The sequence below is a fragment of the Flavobacterium sp. CYK-55 genome, from assembly GCF_018413465.1.
Classification (GTDB): domain Bacteria; phylum Bacteroidota; class Bacteroidia; order Flavobacteriales; family Flavobacteriaceae; genus Flavobacterium.
Genome location: NZ_JAHCDK010000010.1, coordinates 62,000 through 87,679, shown reverse-complemented (window position 1 = coordinate 87,679; position 25,680 = coordinate 62,000). Strand labels below are relative to the sequence as shown.

Sequence of the window (25,680 nt, the reverse complement as noted above, 5' to 3'; positions counted from 1 at the left end):
TTTGTTTTTATTTAATTTTTATTAACATTACCATGCGCACAGGCACTGTAAAATTTTACGTTGAATCTAAAGGATACGGATTCATCACAGATGAAGAAACTGGCAAAGACATTTTTGTTCACGCCTCAGGAGTTAAAGCTGAAGAACTTCGCGAAGGAAATCGCGTAAGCTATCAGGAAGAAGACGGAAGAAAAGGGAAAGTAGCCACTGAGGTTCACCTTCTTTAAATTATATCTATTTTCAGACTTTACTAGACTACGCCTCGAATTCACCGAGGCGTTTTTCATTATTTATCATTGCTCTTCAAGATGTAAAGGCACTATTTTTTTATTATTTATAATGAATAAAAATTACGCTGTTGCCTTTCTGATTTATAGACTAAATTTTACTTTTTGGTTGCTAATTAATGAATGAAAGTTATCTTTGTCGTTGAAAAATTTTAAAGTATTCCAGCAACATGCAATCGAATCAATTAGATTATCTTCCGATTATCATGCAAATGCTTCTAGCTGTTGGTTTTGTAGTGATGACCATCATTATTTCCGGCAAATTAGGCCCGAAGCGCTCCTCTCAAATAAAAGACAAAAATTTCGAATGCGGTATTGAATCTGTCGGCAACGCACGTATACCCTTCTCGGTAAAATATTTCCTAGTAGCCATTTTGTTTGTTTTGTTTGATGTAGAGGTTATTTTCCTTTATCCATGGGCCATAAACTTCAAAAGCTTGGGCGCCGAAGGCATGATCAAAATGGTCATTTTCATGGCACTTTTACTTGTTGGTTTCTTTTACATCATCAAGAAAAAAGCCTTAGAGTGGGAATAAAATTTATTTCAAATGATGAATTTTCAATTCTAACCGATTCAAAATTCAAGAATGAAAACTACCATGAGCGATTCTAAAATAAATATGGTTGCACCGCCTGAAGGTGTGGTTGGCGAAGGTTTTTTTGCCACAAAACTCAACGATGTTGTAGGTCTTGCCCGAGCCAATTCACTTTGGCCTTTGCCGTTTGCTACTTCTTGCTGCGGTATTGAATTTATGGCCACCATGGCATCACATTACGATTTGGCCCGATTCGGCTCTGAGCGTGTGAGTTTTTCTCCTCGTCAGGCCGATATGTTGTTGGTAATGGGCACCATTTCTAAAAAAATGGCTCCGATTCTTCGTCAAGTTTATGAGCAAATGTCAGAGCCGCGTTGGGTCATTGCCGTTGGCGCATGTGCCTCATCAGGCGGAATTTTTGACACTTATTCTGTGCTTCAAGGCATTGACAAAGTGATTCCGGTTGATGTGTATGTACCGGGTTGTCCGCCCAGACCGGAACAAATTGTGGACGGCGTGATGAAATTACAAGAAATGGTGAGAACTGAATCTGTTCGTCGCAGAAGTTCACCAGAATACCAAGAACTTTTGGCTTCTTACAACATCAAATAATTGAGATGGCATTAGAAAACACAGATATCCAAAATAAACTCACCGAAGCTTTTGGCGACGGCGTTAAAAATTTTCAGCAAGAGCAAGATGTTTTTGCTTTTGAAGTAGATCCGGCACAAAACACCGCTGTGATTTTGTTTTTAAAGAACAACCCAGAATTGCGCTTTGAATTCCTAACAGATGTTTGCGGAGTTCACTATCCGGACAACGATGCCTCAGAACAATTCTCGGTGGTTTATCACCTGCACAATTGGTATGAAAACAAACGCATCCGCATCCGTGCTTTTTTAAACGGCGCAAAACCCGAAATCAAAACCGTCAGTAATATTTTTCTTTCTGCCAATTGGATGGAACGCGAAACCTATGACTTTTTCGGTATTGATTTTATCGGACATCCGCAACTCAAACGCATTTTGAACATGGATGAAATGGAATCGTTCCCGATGCGCAAAGAATTCCCGATGGAAGACAGCGGCCGCACCGACAAAGACGACCGTTTCTTCGGAAGAACCACTACCAACTGTTAATATAACTCCAGATAGCACATGTCAGATTTATTGTTATCACCAGAGCATCGATACGCCAAGGTAATTGACCAAAGACGAAACGAAGACGGCAGCGAACTCTCGATACTCAACCTCGGGCCAACGCATCCGGCTACGCACGGAATTTTCCAAAACATATTACTGATGGATGGCGAGCGTATTTTAGATGCCGAGCCAACTGTGGGATACATCCACCGCGCGTTTGAAAAAATTGCCGAAAACCGACCGTTTTATCAAATCACGCCACTCACTGACCGCATGAACTACTGTTCATCGCCCATCAACAACATGGCATGGTGGATGACTTTAGAAAAGTTATTGGGCATTGAAGTTCCCAAACGCGCACAATATCTGCGTGTTATTGTCATGGAACTCGCCCGTATTACCGACCACTTAATTTGCAACTCTATTCTCGGGGTTGACACCGGAGCCTATACTGGCTTTTTATACGTGTTTCAATTCCGTGAAAAAGTATATGAGATTTACGAAGAAATCTGCGGCGCTCGCCTCACAACCAACATGGGTCGTATTGGTGGGTTTGAACGCGATTGGCCGGAAGAAGCTTTCAGAAAACTCAATGTGTTTTTAGAAGAGTTCCCGGTAGCTTGGAAAGAATTTGAAAACCTTTTTGAGCGCAATCGTATTTTTATTGACCGAACTGTAAATGTAGGTCCAATCAGTGCTGAGAAAGCCATTTCATACGGATTTACCGGACCGAATTTGCGTGCAGCCGGCGTTGATTATGACGTGCGTGTAGCACATCCTTATTCTTCGTATGAAGATTTTGATTTCAAAGTTCCGGTAGGAACCTCTGGCGACACTTATGACCGTTTCTGTGTGCGCAACGCAGAAGTTTGGGAAAGTTTAAGCATCATTCGTCAAGCCTTGGCTAAATTACCTGAAGGCCCTTATCACGCTGATGTTCCTGATTATTATCTACCGCCAAAAGAAGACGTATACCACAATATGGAATCGCTGATTTATCACTTTAAAATTGTGATGGGTGAAGTTCCGGTTCCGGTGGCCGAAGTATATCACGCTGTTGAAGGCGGTAATGGAGAACTCGGTTTTTATTTGATTACCGATGGCAGCCGAACACCGTATCGTTTGCATTTCCGTCGTCCGTGTTTTATCTATTATCAGGCGTATCCTGAAATGATTAAAGGCGCGATGCTTTCAGATGCCATCGTGATTTTGTCTAGTTTGAACGTGATTGCCGGAGAACTCGACGCATAAAATAAATGAAGAATTTAAATTTTCAGTTTAAATGAAAATAACCCAACATCCACAGCAAATCAACATCACCGAGGCCTTGATGGAGCGCATCAACGAACTCATCAGCCACTATCCGGACGATAAGAGAAAATCGGCTTTGTTGCCCGTTTTACACGAAGTTCAGGATGCGCATGACAATTGGCTCAGCATTGAGCTGCAAGACAAAGTCGCTGAAATCTTGGGCATCAAACCTGTTGAAGTATATGAAGTGGTGACTTTTTACACCATGTTCAATCAAAGACCGATTGGCAAGTATATGTTTGAGTTTTGTCAGACCTCGCCTTGCTGTTTGAACGGCGTTGAAAACCTGATGGATTACACCTGTAAAAAACTTGGAGTTGGCATAGGTGAAACCACCGCTGACGGTATGTTTGAAGTGCGCGGTGTAGAGTGTTTGGGCGCTTGTGGCTATGCTCCGATGATGCAATTGGGCGATTATTACCACGAACATTTGAACGAAGAAAAAGTAGACCAACTGATTGCTGATTGCAAAGAAGGTAAAATCAACTTACACGATAAATAATATGTCGAAAAAAATATTATTAGAAAAAATCAACGTTCCGGGGATTAAAACCTACGAAGTATACCGCAGAGAAGGCGGTTATGCTTCGGTTGAAAAAGCCCTCAAAAGCATGACTCCGGACGAAGTAGTTGAAGAAGTCAAAACTTCAGGGCTACGCGGTCGTGGCGGTGCGGGTTTCCCGGCCGGTATGAAGTGGAGTTTCATCGATAAAAAATCAGGAAAACCAAGACATTTGGTATGTAATGCCGATGAATCAGAACCGGGTACTTTTAAAGACCGTTTCTTGATGGAATACATTCCGCATTTGCTTATTGAAGGCATGATTACCTCGAGCTATGCCTTGGGCGCAAATTTGTCCTATATATATATCCGCGGTGAATACATGTGGGTATACAAAATTTTAGAGCGCGCTATTGCCGAGGCGAAAGCTGCCGGTTGGCTCGGAAAAAACATCCTCGGAACCGGTTATGACTTAGAACTCTACGTTCAAATCGGTGGCGGTGCTTATATCTGCGGCGAAGAAACTGCCCTCATTGAATCGCTTGAAGGAAAACGCGGAAACCCAAGAATCAAACCACCGTTTCCGGCGGTATCAGGTCTTTGGGCCAATCCGACGGTTGTAAATAATGTTGAAACGATTTCAGCCGTGCCTTGGATTGTGAACAATACCGGCGAAGAATACGCTAAAATTGGTGTTGGAAGATCTACCGGAACCAAATTGATTTCAGCCTCAGGACATATCAAAAATCCGGGTGTTTATGAAATTGAATTAGGCTTAAGCGTAGATGAATTCATGAATTCTGACGAATATTTGGGCGGAATGAGCTCAGACCGTCCGCTTAAAGCGTTTGTACCGGGGGGAAGTTCAGTACCTGTTTTACCCGCAAATTTGATTTTTAAAACCGCTGCCGGCGAAGACCGACTCATGACCTACGAATCGCTCAGCGACGGAGGTTTTGCTACAGGCTCTATGCTGGGTTCAGGCGGATTTATCGTATATGACGACACGGCTTGTATTGTGCGCAACACGTGGAATTTCTCGCGTTTTTACCACCATGAAAGCTGTGGGCAATGTTCTCCTTGCCGTGAAGGAACCGGTTGGCTTGAAAAAGTTTTACACCGCATTGAAAATGGTCACGGTCGTGAAGAAGACATCGAACTTTTGTGGAGCATCCAAAGCAAAATTGAAGGCAACACCATTTGCCCGCTCGGAGATGCTGCTGCTTGGCCGGTGGCTGCTGCAATTCGACACTTTAAAGAAGAATTTGAGTTTCACATCAGATTCCCTGAAAAGGTGAAAAACAGAGAACATTTTGTGGCAGAGCCTTTTGAAAAAGTGCGCCATTTATTAAAACAAACCGTATAATGAAAAGCTGATTTCAGCTTTAAATCTAAAGATAATGAAAGTAACTGTAGACGGTCAATCAATTGACGTAGAACCGGGAACCACCATTTTGCAAGCTGCCCGAATGATCGGCGGCGAGTCGGTGCCACCGGCCATGTGTTATTATTCTAAACTCAAAGGAAGCGGCGGAAAATGTCGTTGTTGTTTGGTAGAAGTTTCTAAAGGAAGCGAAGCCGATCCGCGTCCGATGCCTAAATTGGTTGCCTCATGCGTGACTCAAGTCATGGATGGTATGGAAGTCAACAGCAAATCTTCTGAGCGCGTAACCGAAGCCCGCAAAGCCGTCACTGAATTCTTGCTCATCAACCACCCGCTTGATTGTCCGATTTGCGACCAAGCCGGCGAATGTGATTTGCAGAACTTAAGCTTTGAGCACGGAAAATCAGAGACGCGTTTCATTGAAGAAAAAAGAACTTTTGAACCAGAAGACATTGGTCCGAACATTCAGTTGCACATGAATCGTTGTATTTTGTGTTACCGTTGTGTGATGGTAGCCGACCAACTTACCGACAATCGTGTACACGGAGTTATGGACAGAGGCGATCACTCGAACATTTCAACCTGTATTTCAAAAGCGATTGACAACGAGTTTTCAGGAAACATGATTGACGTTTGCCCGGTAGGTGCGCTCACCGATAAAACGTTCCGATTCAAATCAAGAGTTTGGTTCAACAAACCATACAACGCACACCGCAATTGCACCAAATGTTGCGGAAAAACCACCGTTTGGATGTTTGGTGATGAAATTCAACGTGTGACCGGCCGTAAAAACGAATACCATGAAGTGGAAGAGTTTATTTGTAATGAGTGTCGTTTTGACCACAAAAATCCGGCGGATTGGGTAATTGAAGGGCCGCGCAAGTTTGAAAAAGACTCTGTAATTAACCAAAACAATTACACGCGTAAATTGGGTAAAGTAACCATCCACACCGAGAAAAATATTTTGATGGGACGCGATACCGACCGCAAAAAAATCAGTATGCAAAACGTGCCACTGACCGAAGAAGATATTAAAAACCAACAAAACTTAACCCACAATGGATAGTGCTTTTATCATAGAAAAAAGTGTGGTTATTGTAGTGGTTTTTGCCATTACCATGCTTATGGCGATGTACTCAACTTTGGCCGAACGAAAAATTGCTGCTTGGTTGCAAGACCGAATCGGACCGAACCGCGCCGGAATCGGCGGTATTTTTCAACCGCTGGCCGACGGTTTAAAATTATTTTCAAAAGAAGAATTTTTTCCGAATACACCCAACCGTTTCTTATTTGTCGTTGGGCCTGCGATTGCCATGAGTACAGCGCTGATGACCAGTGCCGTGATTCCTTGGGGCGATAAACTGCATTTATTTGGTCGCGATATTATTTTGCAAGCCACCGACATTGATGTGGCTTTGCTTTATATTTTCGGGGTGATCTCAGTAGGTGTATATGGAATCATGATTGGAGGCTGGGCTTCGAACAACAAATTTTCTTTGATGGGTGCTGTTCGTGCAGCTTCGCAAATGGTTTCGTATGAAGTAGCGATGGGCTTATCAATCATTGCGCTTTTGATGATGACCGGAACTTTGAGCTTGCGCGAAATAGCAGCACAACAACCGGGCATGCACTGGAATGTTTTTTATCAACCGCTTTCGTTTTTGATTTTCTTGATTTGTGCTTTTGCCGAAACCAACCGTACACCGTTTGATTTGGCTGAGTGTGAATCAGAGTTGATTGGTGGTTATCACACCGAATATTCATCAATGAAGATGGGCTTTTATTTGTTTGCCGAATATGCAAACATGTTTATCTCATCAACCATTTTGGCCGTCTTGTTCTTTGGTGGATACAACTATCCGGGCATGGGCTGGGCGATTGAAAACTGGGGTGTAAATGTGGCCAACATCATTGGTATTGCCGTGTTGTTTGCTAAAATCTGCGGATTCATATTCTTTTATATGTGGGTTCGTTGGACGATTCCAAGATTCCGTTATGACCAATTGATGCATTTGGGTTGGAAAATTTTGATTCCGCTATCGATTGCCAATATTGTGATTACCGGAATTGTCATTTTAAGACACGAAATTGCAGCTCTTTTGGGTATGTAATTAAATATAAAGTGCGTTTGGGCAGCACTCAAAAAAGCGCAAAATTTTATATATCAACGCCAAACAGATTTTTTATGAACGAAGAACTCATTTCAAACGAGGTGATTTCTGATAAAATTTATTACATCAGAAATACCAAAGTAATGTTAGACCGTGATTTAGCTATGCTATACGGAGTCGAAACAAAAAGGATTAACGAGCAAATCAAGCGAAACAAAATGCGCTTTCCCGAGCACTTTATGTTTCAACTGACAGCTGAAGAATACGAAAACTTGAAGTCGCAAAATGCGACTTCAAGTTGGGGCGGATCCAGAAAATTGCCTTACGCTTTTAGCGAACATGGCATTTTGCAGTTGGCCAACGTATTAAAAAGTGAACGAGCTAGCCAAGTAAGCATCCAAATTATTGAGGTGTTTGTCAAACTCAGAGATTTTCTGTTGACGAATTTGAATTGGAAACTCGAACTCGAAGAAATAAAAAAGAAATTGGTGAGTCAAGACCAAAACATCGAATTGGTTTTTACCTATTTAGATGAGTTGATGCACCAAAAACAAATGAATAACGAACGAACGAAAATAGGTTTTAAACCGGAATTATAAATAAAAACCCAATGCCCTAGCCCCGATAGAAGCGGCATCCTTTTTTAGCTTTTGCGTTGTAGTGCAACGAAAACCAAAGGCAAAAAAAGATAAAGCGGATAGCGGGAAAAGGCTTCTGAAAAACAATAAAAACAAATGGCTTCTATTGAAACTATTTCATTGTCAGGCAGAAAAGTAGTGGTTTCCAACAAGCAAATGAGCTTTTGGGAACGCCTTTATCTGGTTGCGATTATCAAAGGGTTGTTCATTACCCTGCGCCACCTTTTTAAGCGCAAAGTGACTATTCAGTATCCGGAGCAAGTGCGTCCGATGAGTCCGGTTTATCGCGGTCAGCATATGCTTAAACGCGATGAGCAAGGTCGTGAAAACTGTACGGCTTGCGGATTGTGTGCGCTTTCGTGTCCGGCTGAAGCCATTACGATGGTGGCCTCAGAACGCAAACCGGATGAAAAACACTTGTACCGCGAAGAAAAATACGCATCGATTTATGAAATCAATATGTTGCGTTGCATTTACTGCGGATTGTGCGAAGAAGCTTGTCCGAAAGACGCCATTTATTTGACCAAATCAAAAGTTTTAGTGCCATCGAGTTACGATCGCGAAGACTTTATTTTTGGAAAAGACAAATTGGTCATGCCGTTGGAGATGGCCATGCAAAATACTCAATCTAAAAACGCGAACTAATGTCAGTAGTACTCATTTTATTCTGCGTGTTATCGGCCATTACTTTGGCTACCGCGTTCTTGACCATTTTTACCAAAAACCCGATTCACTCGGCGATTTATTTGGTGATTTGTTTCTTTTCGATTGCCGGTCACTACTTGCTTTTGAACTCACAGTTTTTGGCCATCGTGCACATCATTGTTTATTCGGGTGCCATCATGATTTTGTTTCTCTTTACGATCATGCTCATGAACCTCAATAAAGAAGATGAAGTCCACAAGCCGCGCGTGACACGTTGGGCTGCGGTGGTTTTGTTTTGCTTGATGTGTTTGGTACTCATTGCCATTTTTGTGAATTCAAAACCTATTGTGGGCGAATATGTATCAACTGGTGAAGATTACCAATCGATCAAAGTACTCGGAAAAGTATTGCTCAACGAATATATGGTGCCGTTTGAATACGCGTCTATCTTGTTGTTGGCAGCCATGATTGGAACGGTATTATTGTCTAAAAAAGAAAAATCACAAAAGTAAGATGAACAATATTCTGAATCAAATAGGTATTGAGAACTACATCTTTTTGAGCGTCATTTTGTTTTGCATTGGCGTTTTTGGAGTGTTGTATCGCCGAAATGCCATCATCGTTTTTATGTCGATTGAAATCATGTTGAACGCCGTGAATTTGTTGTTTGTGGCGTTTTCAACCTACCATCAAGATGCCCAAGGACAGGTATTTGTATTTTTCTCGATGGCGGTAGCCGCTGCCGAAGTAGCCGTTGGATTGGCGATTTTGGTTTCGATTTTCCGCAATTTGGGCTCGATTGACATTGACAACTTAAAAAAATTAAAAGGATAAACACGCAATGGATACCACTCTAGCCTTATTGTTAGTATTAGCGCCTTTCGCTGGTTTTTTAATCAACGTATTCTTGGGTAAATCGCTCGGCAAAACCCTCTCGGGTGCCTTGGGAACTTTGGCCGTAGCCGTATCGTTCATTGCCTCGGTGATGTTCTTTATGCAAATCAGTCAGAGCAAACAAGCCATTACGGTTGATTTATTTGAATGGATGAGCATCAGCAACTTCAAAGTGAGTTTTGGGTTTTTACTCGATCAACTTTCGATTTTGTGGTTGTTGTTTGTGACCGGAATCGGTTCACTCATTCACTTGTATTCGATGAGTTACATGCACGAGGATGAAAAAATGCATTCGTTTTTTGCGTATTTGAACTTGTTCGTGTTTTTCATGATTCTTTTGGTAATGGGCAGCAACCTTCCGATGATGTTTATTGGTTGGGAAGGCGTAGGTCTTTGCTCGTATTTACTCATCGGATTTTGGTATAAAAACCAAGATTACAACGATGCGGCCAAGAAAGCGTTTATCATGAACCGCGTGGGCGATTTAGGTTTGCTCATCGGAATTTTTATCTTGGGCGTATTGTTCTCAACCTTAGATTTTATGTCGCTCAAAACTGCGCTCGCTACCGGCAAAGCCGATGCTTTCTGGATTGCTGCTGCTGCTTTGGCTTTGTTTATAGGCGCTTGCGGAAAATCAGCACAAATCCCGCTTTATACTTGGCTTCCTGATGCGATGGCCGGCCCGACTCCGGTTTCGGCACTCATTCACGCAGCAACCATGGTCACCGCGGGTATTTTTATGATCACGCGTTTGAACTTCTTGTTTGATTTGGCTCCCGAAATCCAAAATGTAATTGCCATTGTCGGAGCTGTAACAGCACTGGTTGCCGCCACTATTGGTTTGGTTCAGAACGATATTAAAAAAGTATTGGCTTATTCAACGGTTTCTCAGCTCGGACTCATGTTTATGGCTTTGGGCTTGGGCGCTTATGAAGTAGCCGTTTTTCACGTAATTACACACGCGTTCTTTAAGGCATGTTTGTTCTTGGGTTCAGGTTCGGTGATTCACGCTCTGCACGGAGAACAAGATATGCGCCGCATGGGCGGACTCAAAGGCGTGATGAAAATTACTTACATTACGTTTTTAATTTCATCCTTGGCCATTTCAGGTATTCCGCCGTTTTCAGGGTTTTTCTCAAAAGATGAAATTTTGATGGTGGCCTTTGAACACAACAAAGCGCTTTGGGTGATTGGTTCTGTAGCCTCGATCATGACGGCTTTTTATATGTTCCGTTTGTTGTATCTGACCTTCTTTAATGATTTCAGAGGTACCGAAGAACAAAAACACCATTTACATGAAAGCCCTGCGCTGATTACGTTCCCACTGGTTGTATTAGCTATTTTGGCTACGGTAGGCGGACTGATTAGTTTGCCGGGCAACAGTTGGCTCAACGAATATTTGGCTCCGGTATTATCGGCACACAAAGCTGAGGCGCATCATTTGGGCACCACCGAATATATGCTCATGGCTGTGGCTGTGGTAGGCGGGCTGATTGGTATTGGCATCGCTTTTTCGCAATACCTCAAAAAGAATCAATTGCCACCGGCAGATGAGCAAATGGAAGGTTTTGCCAAAGTTTTATACAACAAATATTATGTAGATGAATGCTACGAAATGATCATCGTAAAACCCATCAATAGCTTATCGCGCCTATTCAGAGATTATATTGAAACCGCTGTTTCAGGATTCATTTTTGGCTTGGGCAAAACCGCGGTTGCCTTGGGCGCTCAAGGTAGAAGATTGCAAAACGGAAACATCGGTTTGTATTTGTTTGCCTTTGTGATTGGGGTTTGCGCCATTATTTCGTATTTATTTCTCGTTCAATAATCAGTAACAGATGGATATAGTTTACTTATTGCTTTTGTTTTTGGTCGGTGCGCTGGCCACCTATCTCTCGGGCGACAAATTAGCGCCGAAAGTAGCTTTGCTCTTCGGACTTGTCACGCTCGGATATTCGTTGCATTTGTTGAACCTGATGAGTGGCGGAACACCGCTTGTCTATTCGTCTGGATGGATTTCGCATCCGAATGTAGCCTTTGCTTTGCAAGCCGATGGTTTGTCTATGGCGATGATTTTGCTTTCGGCAGCCTTGACTCCGCTGATTATTTTATCGGGCTGGGGCACTGATTTTAAAAATGCCCGTTCTCTGTATGCACTGATTTTGTTTATGACTTTTGCCATGGTGGGCACTTTTATGGCTACCGATGCTTTGTTGTATTATATTTTCTGGGAACTTTCGCTGATTCCAATCTACTTTATTGCTTTGCTTTGGGGCAATGGCGATATGGAAGAGCGCAAAAAAGCGGTGGTTAAATTCTTTATTTATACTTTGGGCGGATCGCTTTTTATGTTGGCTGCACTCGTTTATTTATACTTGCAAGCCGGAAGTTTTGCCCTAGCTGATTTATACCAATTGCGTTTGTCATGCGGTCAGCAATTCTGGATTTTCATGGGATTCTTCTTGGCTTATGCCATCAAAATTCCGATTATTCCTTTTCATACTTGGCAGGCTAATGTTTATCAAAAAGCACCGGCCGTGGGCACGATGTTGCTTTCGGGCATCATGCTCAAAATGGGATTATACAGCGTTTTGCGTTGGCAGTTACCGATGGCACCGCTTACCGCTAAAGGCTATCAATACGCACTCATTGGTTTGAGTATTGCCGGAGTTATTTACGGATCGATTGTGGCTTTGCGCCAGAAAGACCTCAAAAAATTATTGGCTTATTCCTCTTTGGCACACGTCGGATTGATCGCTGCCGGAGCCTACTCACTCACGATGGATGGTTTACGCGGAGCCGTTTTACAAATGCTCGCGCACGGTTTTGTGGTCGTCGGTTTGTTCTTTGTAGCTGAAATTATTGAGCGCCGTTATCAAACGCGTCAAATTGCTGAATTGGGCGGAATTCGCGCACAAAGCCCGCAGTTTACCTCTTTGTTTTTGTTGTTGGTTTTGGCTTCGGTTGCCTTGCCATCAACCTTTAACTTTGTGGGTGAATTTACCGTATTATACAGTTTGTTCCAAGTGAATATGGCCTTTGCCATTGCCGGTGGTTTGACCATCATCTTGGGCGCCTATTATATGCTCAGAATGTTTCAACACGTGATGTTGGGCGAAACCAATGCGAAACCTTTTGCCGAAGTAAACTGGAACGAAAAACTTGTTTTACTGGCTATTGTGGCTGTATTGTTTTTCTTTGGATTGTATTCAAAACCAATTACCGATTTGATTACGCCGAGCATTGAAAACATATTAACTGAAATCAACCGATAATCGTCAGATAAGAAATGAATACATTAATTGCTATTGTAGGATTGGGTATATTTTGCCTTTTGCTTGAAATCCTAAATCTGAGAAAAGTATTGATCCCACTAACGGTAGTGGGCTTACTGGGCATATTGGGCTTGACGGCTTCAGAGTTCGGAACTGAAGGAAGTTTCTACAACCACATGCTGGTTTTAGACAAATTTGCTTCGGGTTTTTCGGGCTTGTTTATTGTTTTGACGATTTTCTTGGTGATGCTCAGCCACAATTTTTATGAGGCGCATCCGACCAAACTGTCTGACTATGTGGCACTCAAAATTTTCCTTTTGTCGGGCGCCGTAGCGATGGTTTCGTTTGGCAATTTGGCTATGTTCTTTTTAGGAATTGAAGTTTTATCGATTTCATTGTATGTTTTGGCGGCGAGCAACCGCATGAACTTAAAAAGCAACGAAGCCGGGATGAAATATTTCTTGATGGGATCATTCGCCTCAGGAATTATCCTATTCGGAATTTGTATGATTTACGGTGCGATGGGCACTTTTGATACTCAAGAAATTTCAGAGCTTTCGCGTTCGGCTGAATTACCGATTTGGTTTCCGATTGGAATTGCCCTAATGACCATTGGTATGTTCTTTAAAATTGCAGCGGTTCCGTTTCATTTTTGGGCGCCTGATGTATACGAAGGCTCACCTGCGCTGACCACAGCAACCATGAGTACCTTGGCCAAAGTAACAGCGATGGCTACTTTGTTTAAGCTTTTGACATCGATGAACGCCGAGATATCTTATCAGTTCCAGATTATTGTGGTGGTGGTATCAATTGCCTCGATGACCGTGGGCAACTTGATGGCGCTCAAACAAGCCAACGTAAAACGTATGTTGGCCTTTTCAGGAATTTCGCACGCGGGCTTTATGCTTATGACTTTGCTCAATACCACCGGCGCTGCTTCAGTGTTGTTGTATTATGCAACTGCTTATGCCTTAGCGGGAATTGCTGCTTTTAGCGTTTTGCTGTATGTGTGCAAAAACCGCGACAACGAAGATATTGTAAACTTTCACGGTTTGGGCAAAACCAATCCGCTTTTGGCTGCGATTTTGACCGGTGCTTTATTATCTATGGCGGGTATTCCGGTATTTGCGGGCTTCTTTGCCAAATTGGCTTTGTTCGGACCAACCATTCAAGCGGGTTATTTGATTGTGGTGATTGCTGCGGTCATCAACTCAATCATTAGTGTGGGTTATTACTTTAAACTCATTTTGGCGATGTACACCAAAGAGCCGAATGAAACGCGCACCGGAACTCCGGTTTTGATTTATACCGTAGCGATTGTAGCCATTTTACTCAACTTGACCGTTGGTTTGTTTCCGTCGTTGGTGATGGATTTACTGGGGTAAACAACTGCTTTAAAAAAAATATACAGCCACCTTCGGGTGGTTTTTTTATGTTCAGATTTTGCCCAACCGCTACTGCCCTAGCCCGGATCGCAGCGGTTATCCTGGGCGGCGGTCTTGAGCAAGCCCAGATAAAAGCGCAGAGCCGGATGAGCTTCTGATAAAAAACACCAGAAATTAACTTCTGTGGGTTTTATTTTTTGTGGCTGAATTGTACCTTTAAGCCATGTATGCTTTGGTAGATTGCAATAATTTTTACGTATCGTGTGAGCGCGTTTTTCAGCCGCAATGGAACGGAAAACCCGTGGTGGTGCTGTCTAACAATGACGGCTGTATCATCTCGCGCAGCGACGAAGCCAAAGCGCTCGGCATTGCGATGGGCGCGCCCGAATTTAAAGTGCGAGCAGAGCTAAAACAGCTCGATGTAAAAGTTTTCTCATCGAATTATGCGCTGTATGGCGACTTGAGCCAACGCGTTTTTGAAATTCTGCGGCAGTATACACCTTATGTTGAAGAATACAGTATTGACGAAGCTTTTTTGAATTTTGATGGTCTGCGTGTGGATGATTTTCACGCCTATGGCTTGCAGATGAAAAACCGCATCAAGCAATGGGTGGGCATTCCGGTTTGTGTGGGATTTGCCCCAACCAAAGCCTTGTCTAAGATAGCCAACAAAATTGCGCGCAAGTTTCCGAACCAAACCTTGGGCGTGCACATCATTGATACTGATGAAAAACGAATCAAAGCACTTAAATGGACGAAAATTGAAGACGTTTGGGGCATTGGTTTTAGGTTGTCTAAAAAGATGAAAGACCGAAATATCTTGACCGCTTATGACTTTGTTGACCCAAAACACCGGGCGTGGATCAAACTCCAGATGGGCGTAGTGGGTTTGCGTTTGGCCAGCGAACTCGAAGGGCAATCAGTCTTGGATCTTGAAGCGCCGCTCACCGAAAAAAAGAGCATTGCCGTGACGCGGAGTTTTCCGAACGCGCTGCGTGATTACGATGCTTTGCGCGAACGCGTATCAACCTTTGCCTCGGTTTGTGCCGAGAAATTGCGCGCACAAAAATCGTGTTGTGAATCGGTGTATGTTTTTTTAAAAACGGTGGACTACCCGGATGGCCACCGAAAAAGCCGAAGCTATCAGCAGCTGATGACTTTGCCTTTTGCTTCAAATTCTACGCTGACTTTGGTGCAAACCGCTGTTCATTTGTTGGCGCAAATTTACCAGCGGAATCCGGATTTGGTTTTTGCCAAAGCGGGCGTGATTGTGAGCCAATTGAGTCCGGAAAATCAAAAACAATTTGATTTATTTGAAGACGAAAACCCGAAACATTTGCCGCTAATGAAGGCCATTGATGCCGTGAATCGAAAAATAGGCGACCGAAAAATAAAACTCGGAACGCAAAGCCCCAAAACCTGGGACATGAAACAGCAGTTGCTTTCGCCCAAATACACCACTCAGTTGGATCAAATTCTCGTTGTAAAATGTCTGTAAAAAAAAACATTATTTATACCCCTGAGCTCAAAGATGCACAACCTTTACCGTTTGTGAGTCATGGCGTTTCGGCGGGTTTTCCGTCGCCGGCACTTGATTTTACCGAATCGCGCATTGACCTCAACACGGCGCTTTCTGAGCATCCGTTGGCTACTTTTTACATTCGCGTACAAGGAGATTCTATGACCGGCGCAGGCATTGACGATCAAGATTTACTTGTGGTAGATCGGAGCCTTGAACCACTAAACCACAAAATTGCTGTTTGTTTTGTTGATGGCGAGTTTACCGTAAAACGCATCAAACGCAAAAAAGAAGAACTTTGGCTCATGCCCGAAAACCCAAAATATCCACCGATTCAAATAACCGATGAAACCCAACTGATGATTTGGGGCATAGTGACCTATGTGATTAAGGCGGTGAAGTGAGACGGTTGGGCAAATGCGAATAAAATTTAACTTCATGTATTTGATGAAGTTTTTCAAGGAGCCTCTGATTAACAGTCAGAGGGCCCTACAAGAAATCCTCTCTAAAAGAGAGGATTTCTTGTACCCGGAGCCATTTGATATTAAGAGGAGGAAGCCCAGTGGGCTTCAGGTATTTTCTAAATTCTACAAATAGAAAAAATCGAGATTTCTCAGAGGCTTTCTGTACCCGATACCGGCAAACAAAAAGATTTTGACTCGGCTCTAAAAAAAAAAAACCCTCTATCGAGGAGCTTTTTGTACCCGGAGCCGACAAACAAAAAGATTTTGACTCGGCTCTAAAAAAAAAACCCCTCTATCGAGGAGCTTTTTGTACCCGGAGCCGGAGTCGAACCGGCACGGTTTCCCACAGGTGTTTGAGACCAGCGCGTCTACCAATTCCGCCATCCGGGCGTGACAGACAAAAACCAACAACAGTTGGCTTTATCGCTTTAAACAATCATGAAAAATCATGCTTGCTGTAAAACACGGTGCAAATGTAAAAAATAATCTAGCATATCCTAAAGAAATTTGTGAAAAATAATCTTAGAAACTTGATTTTTATTTCTAAATTTGCCCCGCATTTACGGCAACACACACTAACTAACTACCTCCGAGACGTTTACATACGTCTGGCTTTTCAGAAATGAACAAGCCATATTGTATGTGAAATCACGGAATAAAACAACCGACAAAAATGCCACACCAGGAACCGGAAGCTAAGATATTTGCGTGTTCGCAAAGTATCCATCTGGCGGAAAAAATAGCCACGCATTATGGCGTACCGCTCGGAAAAGTGACGTTTTCAAAATACAGCGACGGCGAATTTCAACCGTCGTATGAAGAGTCTATTCGTGGGCTCAGGGTTTTTATCGTGTGCTCGACTTTTCCGAGTTCAGACAATCTGATGGAATTGTTGCTCATGATAGACGCCGCCAAAAGAGCTTCGGCCCGACACGTAACCGCCGTGATTCCGTATTTCGGATGGGCACGTCAAGACCGAAAAGACAAACCCAGAGTTCCGATTGGAGCCAAGTTAGTCGCCAATTTATTAGATGCTGCGGGCGCTACCCGCATCATGACGATGGATTTGCACGCTGACCAAATACAAGGGTTCTTTGAAAAACCGGTAGATCACCTTTTTGCATCGACAATTTTTTTGCCGTATGTAAGAAGTTTAAATCTAGAAAATCTCACCATTGCTTCGCCTGATATGGGCGGATCAAAAAGAGCGTATGCTTATTCTAAGTTTTTAGAATCTGATGTGGTGATTTGTTACAAACAACGCCGCGCAGCCAATGTGATTGACACGATGGAACTCATCGGAGAAGTCAAAGGCAGAAACGTGATTTTGGTAGATGATATGGTAGATACCGGCGGTACGCTAGCCAAAGCGGCCGATTTGATGATTGAAAAAGGCGCCTTAAGCGTTCGAGCTATTTGTACCCACGCGATTTTATCGGGTGATGCATATGAAAAAATCGAGCGTTCGCAACTGAGTGAATTGATCGTAACTGATTCGATTCCGTTGCAAAGAACGTCTGAAAAAATAAGGGTGGTGAGTTGTGCCCCGCTTTTTGCCGATGTGATGCGCATGGTACAAAACAACAACTCGATTAGCGGGAAGTTCTTAATGTAGGAGAAAAAAGACCGCTGCGCTGCAAGAAAAAAACAAGCGTAGATTTGGAACAGGGTTGCGTTAGCGATAGCAGTGGAAATCCTTTTGCGGAGCAAAGCGGAGTAAAAGATTGAAACGAATAGCGCGGCGTGAGGAACGAACGCAACGCCCAAAACAGACCACAGGTAACTGAAGTCTAACAACAGAGAATTTTTATTTATTAATTATATTTTTTTACAATGAAATCGATTACGATTAAAGGACAAGAAAGAGAAAGCGTAGGCAAAAAAGCTACTAAAGCCTTACGTGATGCTGGAATGATCCCTTGCGTTATTTACGGAGGAGATAGCCCAATTCACTTTTCAGCAGAAGAAAAAGCATTTAAAAATTTGGTGTACACTCCGAACGCACACACAGTAGTCGTGGATTTGAACGGAAAATCAACCAATGTAATTTTGCAAGACATTCAGATTCACCCAGTATCTGACAAAATTTTGCACATTGATTTCTTCCAACTCAACGAGAACAAAGAAATCATGATGGAAGTTCCGGTGAAAATCGTTGGAACATCGCCAGGTGTATTGTTGGGTGGTGATTTGCGTTTGAACTTGCGTAGATTGAAAGTAAAAGCTTTGCCAAAAAATCTTCCGGATTTTGTTGAGGCCAACATTTCAGAATTGCAAATGGGTAACAAATTATATGTTACTAAATTAGAAACCAACAACTTTAAGTTGATGCACCCAGACAACACGGTGATCTGTCAAGTGAAGATTTCACGTGCTGCGATGAAAGCTGCTCAAGAAGCTGCCAAAGCAGAAAAAGGTGCAAAAGGAAAGAAAAAATAATTTTTCCGAAACACTATACCAAAAGCATCAGTTTACGCTGGTGCTTTTTTTTATGTTTTATTTTGAGCCGGGAACCTGCCCTACGCTTATATCTTTTGCTCGGATATTTTTGAGTTAAAGCAAAGTTGGGCATTTAGCAAAAGGATATCCGCTGCGGTCAGGGCTAGGGTTTGCGTTTCACCGTATAGAACCATCTACAAATTTTGCTATTTTTACCGCATGAAATGGCTCACAAATTTATTCACCTCAAAAACCATCGAGCCCACAGATAACTCAGATGTTATGAAGAAGTTTCTCATTGTCGGCTTGGGCAATATCGGCGCTGAATACGTTAATACCCGCCACAACATTGGTTTTAAAATTTTAGATCATTTGGCGCGCACCGAATCACTGAGTTTTCAGACGGTTCGCTTGGGCGATTTGGCCGAATATAAATTTAAAGGCCGCACTTATTTGTTGCTCAAACCCAACACTTATATGAACCTCAGCGGAAAAGCCGTTCAGTATTGGCTTGAAAAAGAAAAGATACCGCTTGAAAATTTATTGGTCATCACCGATGATTTGAACTTGCCGTTCGGCTCGATCAGAATCCGCACCAAAGGCAGCGACGGCGGACACAACGGGCTCAAAAACATTCAGCAAATCTTGAACACACAAGAGTATGCACGCTTTAGATTTGGCATCAGCGATACTTTTAAAAAAGGCCAACAAGTGAATTATGTTTTGGGCGAATGGTCAGACGAAGAAAACCAACTTTTGCCCGAGCGTTTACAGTTGGGCGCTGAGATTGTCAGATCATTCGGAACAGCAGGCATCTCAAACACCATGACTACTTTTAACGGAAAGTAAGATGAAGAAAGCGATTTATATTACAGCATTGGCAACAACCTTGTTTTCGTGCAAATCAAAAAAACAAACGGTCGCCGAATCTAATATTACCGTTACCAGTGAATGTCCAAAAGATGGCGATTGCTCGGTAAAACTCAATCAGCACAAAGCCATTGAACTCAAAACCGACGAATTTGGCCGCTTGTATTATACATTGGTTGATGATAATGTCAAAAGCGTTTATCAATATACCTACAAACGCAAAGTCAAAGGAAATTTACAAGACGCACAATACCGCGAAGAAGTGATTTTTGAAGTGAGTGATCATGACAACATCAGCCTAGCCAATGAAGCTTTGGCGCAGAAAAAAGTGCTCTTTGGTAGATTTTGTTATTGCAAAGGACAAACGGGTTATTATGCCATCAAAAATGGTCAGTTATCGGTTGCTAAAAGTCAAAATAAAACTTCGGTTGATTTTAATTTCACGATTTCCGAAGTACCACAAATCGTCCAACATATTTCTTGGACAACGCCATAAGAAAAGCCGCTTTCAAAGCGGCTTTTCTTTTATATAAATATGGTTTTTATTGAACGACAACGCGTTTGACCATTTTGTTTTCACCGTCAGAGATTGAAACCAGATAAACTCCGGTTTGCGCATTTTGCAAACGCACTTCTTGCTCAAACAATCCGTGGTTGGCATAGCTGCGATCAAAGATGGTTCTGCCGCTCATATCATATACCGAAATTTGAATGTTGCGGTTGGAATTTGAATTAAACTGAACGCTGAAATCTCCGTTGTTTGGATTGGGAACCAAAGCAAAATTTTCAAAAGCAAAATTATTGTTGGCCATTACAAATGAAATAGTACAAATTTCAAGTGCAATTGAATTAATTGAACCGGCATTTCCGGCTACCACATCTTTAAAACCAAACTGCCAGTTTCCTTGTTGGCTAAATCCGTTAAAACTATCAAAATTAAGTGTTCCCGATGGCGCATAGGTTCCTGTTGTTGGGCTCGCACATGTAAGTGTTGGCGCCTGACTATCAAAGGTTACATTCATGTCAGAACTTCCGGAGCATTGCTGATTAAAATAAATTCCGATGGCTCCACCCGGTCGTGCAACGGCCATTATTAAATTCTGTAAATTCGGATGTGTTGCATTAACGCTGATGTTTACATCACTGATGGTTCCTGCTGTTGGAACATTGATGGTTTTTACAGTATATAAATTAGAACCGTCATTGAGATTAAAAGGCGTATTAAACGTATAGGTATTGCAGCCATTTACCAAAGTATAGCCAATATAAAAAGCTTTGGTGTTGAGTGCATAGAAAATATTCCCTACGGCTTCAACCATAATACGGCAATTAGATGATGTTACTTCAGGCGCTATAACATCTTCAGAACCATCATTTGGGGTGTTTTCAGCTAACAAATACGGAAAAGTAGCCCCTCCGTCGGTAGACAATCTAATATTAACATTGGCTGTATTGATATTGTTGGCAGTTGTACCGGCAACATCCCAAGTAATCGTTTGGGTAGAATTTCTGTCCCAAGCTGTATTGGTGCTTTGTGAGGTAACTCTAAATGGTCCTACACTGGCAAAAGTAACATTCATGGTACCTCGTTCGGTTTGTCCTCCCAGTGGGCTTCGGTTGTCTCTCACGACAAGCGAAAAAACCATTGAGCGTGAAACCGTTGGAATAACCTCCCAAGTTGGGGCTAAATTATTTGCCAAAACACTAGAGAATACCGGAAAATATCTTTTGGGTGAAGCCGTTGGATTAAACGACCTGAAGTTTGGCCCTCCGGTGGCTGTTGGCGAAGGCAAAGCTGTTGATGAACTAAAGTTGTATTGCTCCCAGCAATAGGTTAAAGAATCTTCATTAGCGTCAGTAGCCGAGCCGGTGAGCACAAATGGTGTGCCGTTGGGAATAGTATAACTTGCTCCTGCATTAACTACCGGTGGGTTATTATTGTTGGCTATTGCTACTGCGCAGTTTCCTCCGGCATTGACAAATGAAATCATTTGCAGTAAGCTTCTGGCATGAAAGTACGCATCTGAGTGCAATTGTACATCTTGCGGAGAACAAATTCCGGCGTAAGCCATTATAGTTGAACCGCTTCCGGGCTCATAGGCAGAAGTTTGTACGCGATTCCCGCCCCCGCAGTTTCCTTGATCACCATTAAAAGTATGCGAACATCCGAACTGATGACCCATTTCGTGCGCCACAAAATCAATATCGTATTCATCGCCTACTGGTGATGGTAATCCGGTAACTCCTCGTGCTTTGATACCGTCATTACACGGTGATTGAGGTGTAGCAACTCCACCGCCGCCGGTACTGGCAACGTGACCAATGTCATAATTTGCACTACCAATTGTGGTATCAATGAAAGTTTGATTTTGATCTAAAAGAACATTATTGGCGTTGGTGTTGTCTAAAGTATCTGAAGTAATGTTGATGATGTTTTCATTATTAGCAATCAAAACCATTCTTAGTGCCATATCTCTTTCGTAAACACCGTTCACTCGAGTCATGGTTACCACCATCGCAGCCAAAACTGCGGCTTTTTTCTGAGCTAAAGTTCCTGAACCTACTCCTGCTGCATTTACATGAAAAGCAGCATATTCAATAGTACAAGCCAAAGCCAATCGATAAGTTTTAAATAAACTATTGTTGGCACGATTTAATGGTGACTGATTTAATATAGTATCAACTAGGTCAATTTCAGTATCTGCAACATCACATTTGAAGGTTTTGTTGGTTGTTAATTTTGACTTGTTAAACACCATATAATAACTCAAATCTTTAGTGTATGGGTCAATAAAAGTGGCCCCGTCAATTCCTGACAAAGTCATCGTGTGTAATCCAAAAATAGTTGTACTGAATCTGATTCTGGCTGTTGGGTCATCAACCCCCAAGCCAACATACGATTGAATTTCTGAGTGCTTAATAGCCAAAGCCGGATCCATTACTGAGGCCTCGTAAACACGGTAGCGTTTCATTTCACCTTGCGCATTTGGAAATGCTATGATGATTTGTGATTCCTGGCCGGTATTGTTTTGCGATGGAGCCAAGGCTAACTGAGCTTTCAAAACCTCTATGTTCAAACTAAAAATTTTGAATTCAGTTGGATTTGAGTCTCTGGCTAATAAGGCCAAACCTGAAGGAACATGGTCAACTTTCTTCCAGATGATATCTTGGGCATAGCTCATTGAGACTGAAATAAAAGCAACCGCAAAAAATAATACTTTTTTCATGACAGCAATTTATTGGTTAATAAAGCTCAAATATACAATTTATGTAAAACAAAAAAACGCCCCTTGAAGAGGCGTTTAATATTTACTTTTAGAATGTTTAGATTATTCAACAACAATTTTCTTGACTGTTTTGGCATCACCGTCAAGAATAGAAACCATGTAAACACCGGGTTGAATGTTTGACAAAGCAAGGTTTTCACGGAACATTCCATTGTTATCAAAAGATTGTCCGAATACTTTTCTTCCTCTGATATCATAAACTTCAATTCCAATTTTGTTGTTTGATTTTGATTGGAACTCAACTGTAAAGTTTCCGTTTGATGGATTAGGATAAACCGCTAAATTTTGGAAAGTCAACTCGTTATTTGACAACAACACAAAACTGGTTGAGCAAATCTCTAGAGCAATAGAATTTACCGTTCCTGCATTACCGGCCACGTTATCTTTGATTCCAAATTGCCAGTTTCCTAATTTGTTTAAGCCATTCAAACTAGACATATTATAATTAGACGGCGGAATGATATTGCCTGCCAACGGACTGGCACAAGTATAAGTGGTTCCTTGAGCATCAAAAGTTGCATTTATATCAGAACTACCTGAGCATATTTGTGTAAACAAGGTAGACAAAGAGCCGCCCGGGCGAACAAAAGCAAAAGTCAAATTTTGAATATTTGGATGTGTTACATTAAGTGAAATGTTTACATCAGTAATTGTACCTGCAGTAGGAACATTGATGGTTTTAGAAGTATAATTGTTACTTCCGTCCGGAATGTTGTAAGGCGTGTTGAATGTGTATGTATCACAAGCATTAACCGCCTCATAACCTACATAAAAGTTTTTAGAGTTAACCGCAAAATAGTAGTTCCCTGTTGGTTCAACTTTTACACGACAAGTTTGTGACGCGGCAATGTTGGGTACAACTATATCTTCAGAACCATCATTTGGCGTGTCAGCGGCCAAAACATGCGGAAATGTTAAGCCTCCATCAGTTGACAATTTAATGTTTACATTGGTTGAACCTGTCAAACTGGTTGTATTGTTTACATCCCAAGTAATGGTTTGTGTACTTGATTGTGCCCAACAAATTCCTGTTGTGTTCTGAGAGGTTACTGTAAATGGACCCGCACCAGTTGGAGCAGTTGTGCTGTTGTAAGCCGTTTTGGTCGTTACAATTACTTCATCAGTAGTTGTTTGTGGGCCAGACGGGTTATTATCGCGAACAGTAAGCGTAAACTTTGATGCTCTTGTTACCGTTGAAAGGCACTCCCAGTTAGCATTGTAAGTCCCCGCCAAAATTTTAGTCATGTCTGGCATATATCTTTCTTTAACCGCTTTAGGAATAAACGATCTAAAGTTTGGCCCGGTAGTTTTAGTTGGCGAAACAACTGAATTCGCACCACTTGAAGCAGAGGTCGCTGTATTGTTTTGTTCCCAGCAATAGGTAAGAGTATCACCTTCAGCATCAGAAACTTCTGCTGTTAAGACAAACGGAGTATTTGATGGTATAGCAAAATCAGCAGGTGCTGTAACTGTTGGCGGTGTATTTACAATTGGTGTACTTACCGGACAAGTCTTTGTTGCTAAATTTGTTTGTATTTGAAGAATACTTCTATAGGTATAATATGCATCTGAATTAGATTGAACATCATAATTGGTAATTCCCGCATAACCCATAATGGTTGAACCACTTCCTGGCTCTACGTTTACTCCCGAACCTTCTATATTGTGTGAAAAAGTGTGATTGGCTCCTAATTGGTGTCCCATTTCGTGGATTACATAATCAATATCAAAAGTATCTCCGGCAGGAACGTTGTTTGATGGAGAAGTATATCCTGAACCTTTATAACTGTTCTCTGCTGTACCTCCGGTTGACAATACGTTTGAACAAACACATCCAATACATCCGGCATTTCCTCCACCTCCAGAAGCTCCGAACAAGTGGCCAATATCAAAAGCACTATCGCCAAGAACGTTGTGTAAGTTGTTCATCAATTCAGCATTCCATGCACCACCAGAACCTGCTCCGGCAGCCGAATACGGATCTGTTGAAGCATTGGTATATACAACTAAATTGTTGTTGGCAATCATATTCAAGTGAACCGCTAAATCGTTTTCCATAATGGCATTCACACGCGTCATTGTGGCATTCATACCCGCAATTGCACCGGCAACAGTACCTCCAAAATAAACACCGTATTCGCCCGTGCAAGAAAGCGCTAGACGCATGGTCTTGTAGAGCTGATTGTTTGCTCTATTGGCAACACTCGGATTTTCAGCTAATTCAGCACCGATTCTCTGATCAACGGTACTACAATTAAACGGTAAACGGTTAGCCAATCTGGTTGCTGAATCAAACAAAATATACACCGAATGATCTTTGCTGTATGGCTCTATAAATTCGCTTCCTGTATCAGGACGCATCACCATAGTCTGAACTCCGTCAGGCGATAAACTGAAGTGTATGGTTGATCCCGGATTGTCTAAACTTTTTCCGACATACGAACGGATTTCAGGAAACTTAGCCTGCAATTCAGCTTCAAAGTTTGAGTTTTCCCAAACTTCATAAGTTTCCATTTGTCCAGAAATATTCGGAAAATTAACCAAAAGACCTGGTTGTTGTGAGAATTTTTCATGAACACCAGCTAAACTTTGTTTAAAATTAGCCAAGTCAATTTTAAGTAGTTGTTGGTTTTGAGAATAGTTTTCTTCTTTAATTCTTTGTGAATCGGCAACTTTCTCAGAAGTGTAAGACCAGGTCACTTTTCGTTGAGCATATGCTCCTGCCATAGTCATTACAACAGTCAAGGTGAGTAATAGTTTTTTCATTTCAATTTAAGTGGGTTAATGCGATGCGAAGGTACTATCTATTTTGTAATAATTTGATAATTAGATTGTATTTTTTAACAGATTGCTATAGAAATACTCTACTTTTTAAATATTAAGACAACTTAAGCATCAAAACACAACGTTATTACAATCATCAATCATAGTGTAAAAAATCATTTGAAAAAAATCATTCAGAAAAATTAACTTTGCCACAAGAAAATTTAC

General features: G+C 42.0%; 24 protein-coding genes and 1 tRNA gene. 22 read left to right on the top strand and 3 right to left on the bottom strand.

Translation table 11 applies throughout. From position 1 onward, the window contains the following. Positions 1-32 precede the first annotated feature (32 nt). From KIH23_RS11075 to KIH23_RS10990, 18 genes are all read left to right on the top strand, one after another. Positions 33-227 (top strand): cold-shock protein, encoded by a 195-nt coding sequence (locus KIH23_RS11075; protein WP_213213553.1) that lies wholly within the window; start codon positions 33-35, stop codon positions 225-227. Between the two features lie 230 nt (positions 228-457). After that, positions 458-823 carry an NADH-quinone oxidoreductase subunit A gene (locus tag KIH23_RS11070; protein ID WP_213213552.1) on the top strand — a complete coding sequence of 122 codons (366 nt, stop codon included), beginning with the start codon at positions 458-460 and terminating at the stop codon, positions 821-823. Positions 824-886: 63 nt separating this feature from the next. After that, a complete protein-coding gene (locus KIH23_RS11065; protein ID WP_213213591.1) occupies positions 887-1,435 on the top strand; it encodes an NADH-quinone oxidoreductase subunit B in 549 nt (182 codons plus the stop codon). 5 nt (positions 1,436-1,440) lie between these two features. Beyond that, positions 1,441-1,962: an NADH-quinone oxidoreductase subunit C gene (locus KIH23_RS11060; protein WP_213213551.1), complete on the top strand. Its 522-nt coding sequence runs from the start codon at positions 1,441-1,443 to the stop codon at positions 1,960-1,962. Between the two features lie 18 nt (positions 1,963-1,980). Further along, the gene (gene nuoD, locus KIH23_RS11055) at positions 1,981-3,216 is read left to right on the top strand and encodes an NADH dehydrogenase (quinone) subunit D (protein ID WP_213213550.1); all 1,236 of its coding nucleotides are present in this window, start codon (positions 1,981-1,983) and stop codon (positions 3,214-3,216) included. A gap of 31 nt (positions 3,217-3,247) precedes the next feature. Next, positions 3,248-3,778 (top strand): complex I 24 kDa subunit family protein, encoded by a 531-nt coding sequence (locus KIH23_RS11050; RefSeq protein WP_213213549.1) that lies wholly within the window; start codon positions 3,248-3,250, stop codon positions 3,776-3,778. 1 nt (position 3,779) lies between these two features. After that, on the top strand, positions 3,780-5,144 hold the full coding sequence (gene nuoF, locus KIH23_RS11045) for an NADH-quinone oxidoreductase subunit NuoF (protein ID WP_213213548.1): 1,365 nt from the start codon (positions 3,780-3,782) through the stop codon (positions 5,142-5,144). Between the two features lie 34 nt (positions 5,145-5,178). Next, on the top strand, positions 5,179-6,228 hold the full coding sequence (locus KIH23_RS11040) for a 2Fe-2S iron-sulfur cluster-binding protein (protein WP_213213547.1): 1,050 nt from the start codon (positions 5,179-5,181) through the stop codon (positions 6,226-6,228). After that, positions 6,221-7,273 (top strand): NADH-quinone oxidoreductase subunit NuoH, encoded by a 1,053-nt coding sequence (gene nuoH, locus KIH23_RS11035; RefSeq protein WP_213213546.1) that lies wholly within the window; start codon positions 6,221-6,223, stop codon positions 7,271-7,273. Before KIH23_RS11040 ends, nuoH begins: the two co-directional genes overlap by 8 nt. A gap of 74 nt (positions 7,274-7,347) precedes the next feature. Continuing rightward, complete coding sequence (locus KIH23_RS11030) at positions 7,348-7,872, top strand: ORF6N domain-containing protein (RefSeq protein ID WP_213213545.1); 525 nt, start codon at positions 7,348-7,350, stop codon at positions 7,870-7,872. Positions 7,873-8,007: 135 nt separating this feature from the next. Further along, positions 8,008-8,556, top strand: coding sequence for an NADH-quinone oxidoreductase subunit NuoI (gene nuoI / locus KIH23_RS11025; RefSeq protein WP_213213544.1), 549 nt, complete (start codon positions 8,008-8,010; stop codon positions 8,554-8,556). Next, positions 8,556-9,068 carry an NADH-quinone oxidoreductase subunit J gene (locus KIH23_RS11020; RefSeq protein WP_213213543.1) on the top strand — a complete coding sequence of 171 codons (513 nt, stop codon included), beginning with the start codon at positions 8,556-8,558 and terminating at the stop codon, positions 9,066-9,068. The genes nuoI and KIH23_RS11020 overlap by 1 nt, the downstream gene beginning before the upstream one ends. Before the next feature lies 1 nt (position 9,069). After that, positions 9,070-9,390, top strand: a complete 321-nt coding sequence (gene nuoK / locus KIH23_RS11015; RefSeq protein ID WP_213213542.1) for an NADH-quinone oxidoreductase subunit NuoK — start codon at positions 9,070-9,072, stop codon at positions 9,388-9,390. A gap of 7 nt (positions 9,391-9,397) precedes the next feature. Further along, entirely contained in the window at positions 9,398-11,278 is a 1,881-nt protein-coding gene (gene nuoL / locus KIH23_RS11010) for an NADH-quinone oxidoreductase subunit L (protein WP_213213541.1), read from the top strand. A gap of 10 nt (positions 11,279-11,288) precedes the next feature. Next, positions 11,289-12,725, top strand: coding sequence for a NuoM family protein (locus tag KIH23_RS11005; protein WP_213213540.1), 1,437 nt, complete (start codon positions 11,289-11,291; stop codon positions 12,723-12,725). A gap of 14 nt (positions 12,726-12,739) precedes the next feature. Next, positions 12,740-14,110 carry an NADH-quinone oxidoreductase subunit N gene (locus KIH23_RS11000; RefSeq protein WP_213213539.1) on the top strand — a complete coding sequence of 457 codons (1,371 nt, stop codon included), beginning with the start codon at positions 12,740-12,742 and terminating at the stop codon, positions 14,108-14,110. Between the two features lie 223 nt (positions 14,111-14,333). After that, on the top strand, positions 14,334-15,608 hold the full coding sequence (locus KIH23_RS10995) for a Y-family DNA polymerase (protein WP_213213538.1): 1,275 nt from the start codon (positions 14,334-14,336) through the stop codon (positions 15,606-15,608). Continuing rightward, positions 15,599-16,033: a LexA family protein gene (locus KIH23_RS10990; RefSeq protein ID WP_213213537.1), complete on the top strand. Its 435-nt coding sequence runs from the start codon at positions 15,599-15,601 to the stop codon at positions 16,031-16,033. The genes KIH23_RS10995 and KIH23_RS10990 overlap by 10 nt, the downstream gene beginning before the upstream one ends. Positions 16,034-16,403: 370 nt before the next feature. On the opposite strand, the gene KIH23_RS10985 is transcribed toward KIH23_RS10990, so the two are convergent. After that, positions 16,404-16,483, bottom strand: a tRNA-Leu gene (locus tag KIH23_RS10985). A 283-nt stretch (positions 16,484-16,766) separates the two neighbouring features. Here KIH23_RS10985 and KIH23_RS10980 point away from each other — a divergent pair. The 4 genes from KIH23_RS10980 (at position 16,767) to KIH23_RS10965 (ending at position 19,898) form a co-directional block, all read left to right on the top strand. After that, positions 16,767-17,708 carry a ribose-phosphate pyrophosphokinase gene (locus KIH23_RS10980; protein ID WP_213213536.1) on the top strand — a complete coding sequence of 314 codons (942 nt, stop codon included), beginning with the start codon at positions 16,767-16,769 and terminating at the stop codon, positions 17,706-17,708. Positions 17,709-17,926: 218 nt separating this feature from the next. Continuing rightward, entirely contained in the window at positions 17,927-18,532 is a 606-nt protein-coding gene (locus KIH23_RS10975) for a 50S ribosomal protein L25/general stress protein Ctc (protein WP_213213535.1), read from the top strand. 282 nt (positions 18,533-18,814) lie between these two features. Then, positions 18,815-19,381 (top strand): aminoacyl-tRNA hydrolase, encoded by a 567-nt coding sequence (pth, locus tag KIH23_RS10970; protein WP_213213534.1) that lies wholly within the window; start codon positions 18,815-18,817, stop codon positions 19,379-19,381. Between the two features lies 1 nt (position 19,382). After that, on the top strand, positions 19,383-19,898 hold the full coding sequence (locus tag KIH23_RS10965) for a hypothetical protein (RefSeq protein ID WP_213213533.1): 516 nt from the start codon (positions 19,383-19,385) through the stop codon (positions 19,896-19,898). Positions 19,899-19,944: 46 nt separating this feature from the next. On the opposite strand, the gene KIH23_RS10960 is transcribed toward KIH23_RS10965, so the two are convergent. Continuing rightward, positions 19,945-22,629 (bottom strand): reprolysin-like metallopeptidase, encoded by a 2,685-nt coding sequence (locus KIH23_RS10960; RefSeq protein ID WP_213213532.1) that lies wholly within the window; start codon positions 22,627-22,629, stop codon positions 19,945-19,947. Between the two features lie 102 nt (positions 22,630-22,731). Beyond that, positions 22,732-25,455 (bottom strand): reprolysin-like metallopeptidase, encoded by a 2,724-nt coding sequence (locus KIH23_RS10955; protein WP_213213531.1) that lies wholly within the window; start codon positions 25,453-25,455, stop codon positions 22,732-22,734. Positions 25,456-25,680: the final 225 nt, after the last annotated feature.

Excerpts from the sequence above, each read along its gene's own strand:
- KIH23_RS11075 (WP_213213553.1), top strand. The coding sequence starts at position 33 with ATGCGCACAGGCACTGTAAAATTTTACGTTGAATCTAAAGGATACGGA.
- KIH23_RS11070 (WP_213213552.1), top strand. The coding sequence starts at position 458 with ATGCAATCGAATCAATTAGATTATCTTCCGATTATCATGCAAATGCTT.
- KIH23_RS11065 (WP_213213591.1), top strand. The coding sequence starts at position 887 with ATGAGCGATTCTAAAATAAATATGGTTGCACCGCCTGAAGGTGTGGTT.
- KIH23_RS11060 (WP_213213551.1), top strand. The coding sequence starts at position 1,441 with ATGGCATTAGAAAACACAGATATCCAAAATAAACTCACCGAAGCTTTT.
- nuoD (WP_213213550.1), top strand. The coding sequence starts at position 1,981 with ATGTCAGATTTATTGTTATCACCAGAGCATCGATACGCCAAGGTAATT.
- KIH23_RS11050 (WP_213213549.1), top strand. The coding sequence starts at position 3,248 with ATGAAAATAACCCAACATCCACAGCAAATCAACATCACCGAGGCCTTG.
- nuoF (WP_213213548.1), top strand. The coding sequence starts at position 3,780 with ATGTCGAAAAAAATATTATTAGAAAAAATCAACGTTCCGGGGATTAAA.
- KIH23_RS11040 (WP_213213547.1), top strand. The coding sequence starts at position 5,179 with ATGAAAGTAACTGTAGACGGTCAATCAATTGACGTAGAACCGGGAACC.
- nuoH (WP_213213546.1), top strand. The coding sequence starts at position 6,221 with ATGGATAGTGCTTTTATCATAGAAAAAAGTGTGGTTATTGTAGTGGTT.
- KIH23_RS11030 (WP_213213545.1), top strand. The coding sequence starts at position 7,348 with ATGAACGAAGAACTCATTTCAAACGAGGTGATTTCTGATAAAATTTAT.
- nuoI (WP_213213544.1), top strand. The coding sequence starts at position 8,008 with ATGGCTTCTATTGAAACTATTTCATTGTCAGGCAGAAAAGTAGTGGTT.
- KIH23_RS11020 (WP_213213543.1), top strand. The coding sequence starts at position 8,556 with ATGTCAGTAGTACTCATTTTATTCTGCGTGTTATCGGCCATTACTTTG.
- nuoK (WP_213213542.1), top strand. The coding sequence starts at position 9,070 with ATGAACAATATTCTGAATCAAATAGGTATTGAGAACTACATCTTTTTG.
- nuoL (WP_213213541.1), top strand. The coding sequence starts at position 9,398 with ATGGATACCACTCTAGCCTTATTGTTAGTATTAGCGCCTTTCGCTGGT.
- KIH23_RS11005 (WP_213213540.1), top strand. The coding sequence starts at position 11,289 with ATGGATATAGTTTACTTATTGCTTTTGTTTTTGGTCGGTGCGCTGGCC.
- KIH23_RS11000 (WP_213213539.1), top strand. The coding sequence starts at position 12,740 with ATGAATACATTAATTGCTATTGTAGGATTGGGTATATTTTGCCTTTTG.
- KIH23_RS10995 (WP_213213538.1), top strand. The coding sequence starts at position 14,334 with ATGTATGCTTTGGTAGATTGCAATAATTTTTACGTATCGTGTGAGCGC.
- KIH23_RS10990 (WP_213213537.1), top strand. The coding sequence starts at position 15,599 with ATGTCTGTAAAAAAAAACATTATTTATACCCCTGAGCTCAAAGATGCA.
- KIH23_RS10980 (WP_213213536.1), top strand. The coding sequence starts at position 16,767 with ATGCCACACCAGGAACCGGAAGCTAAGATATTTGCGTGTTCGCAAAGT.
- KIH23_RS10975 (WP_213213535.1), top strand. The coding sequence starts at position 17,927 with ATGAAATCGATTACGATTAAAGGACAAGAAAGAGAAAGCGTAGGCAAA.
- pth (WP_213213534.1), top strand. The coding sequence starts at position 18,815 with ATGAAGAAGTTTCTCATTGTCGGCTTGGGCAATATCGGCGCTGAATAC.
- KIH23_RS10965 (WP_213213533.1), top strand. The coding sequence starts at position 19,383 with ATGAAGAAAGCGATTTATATTACAGCATTGGCAACAACCTTGTTTTCG.
- KIH23_RS10960 (WP_213213532.1), bottom strand. The coding sequence starts at position 22,629 with ATGAAAAAAGTATTATTTTTTGCGGTTGCTTTTATTTCAGTCTCAATG.
- KIH23_RS10955 (WP_213213531.1), bottom strand. The coding sequence starts at position 25,455 with ATGAAAAAACTATTACTCACCTTGACTGTTGTAATGACTATGGCAGGA.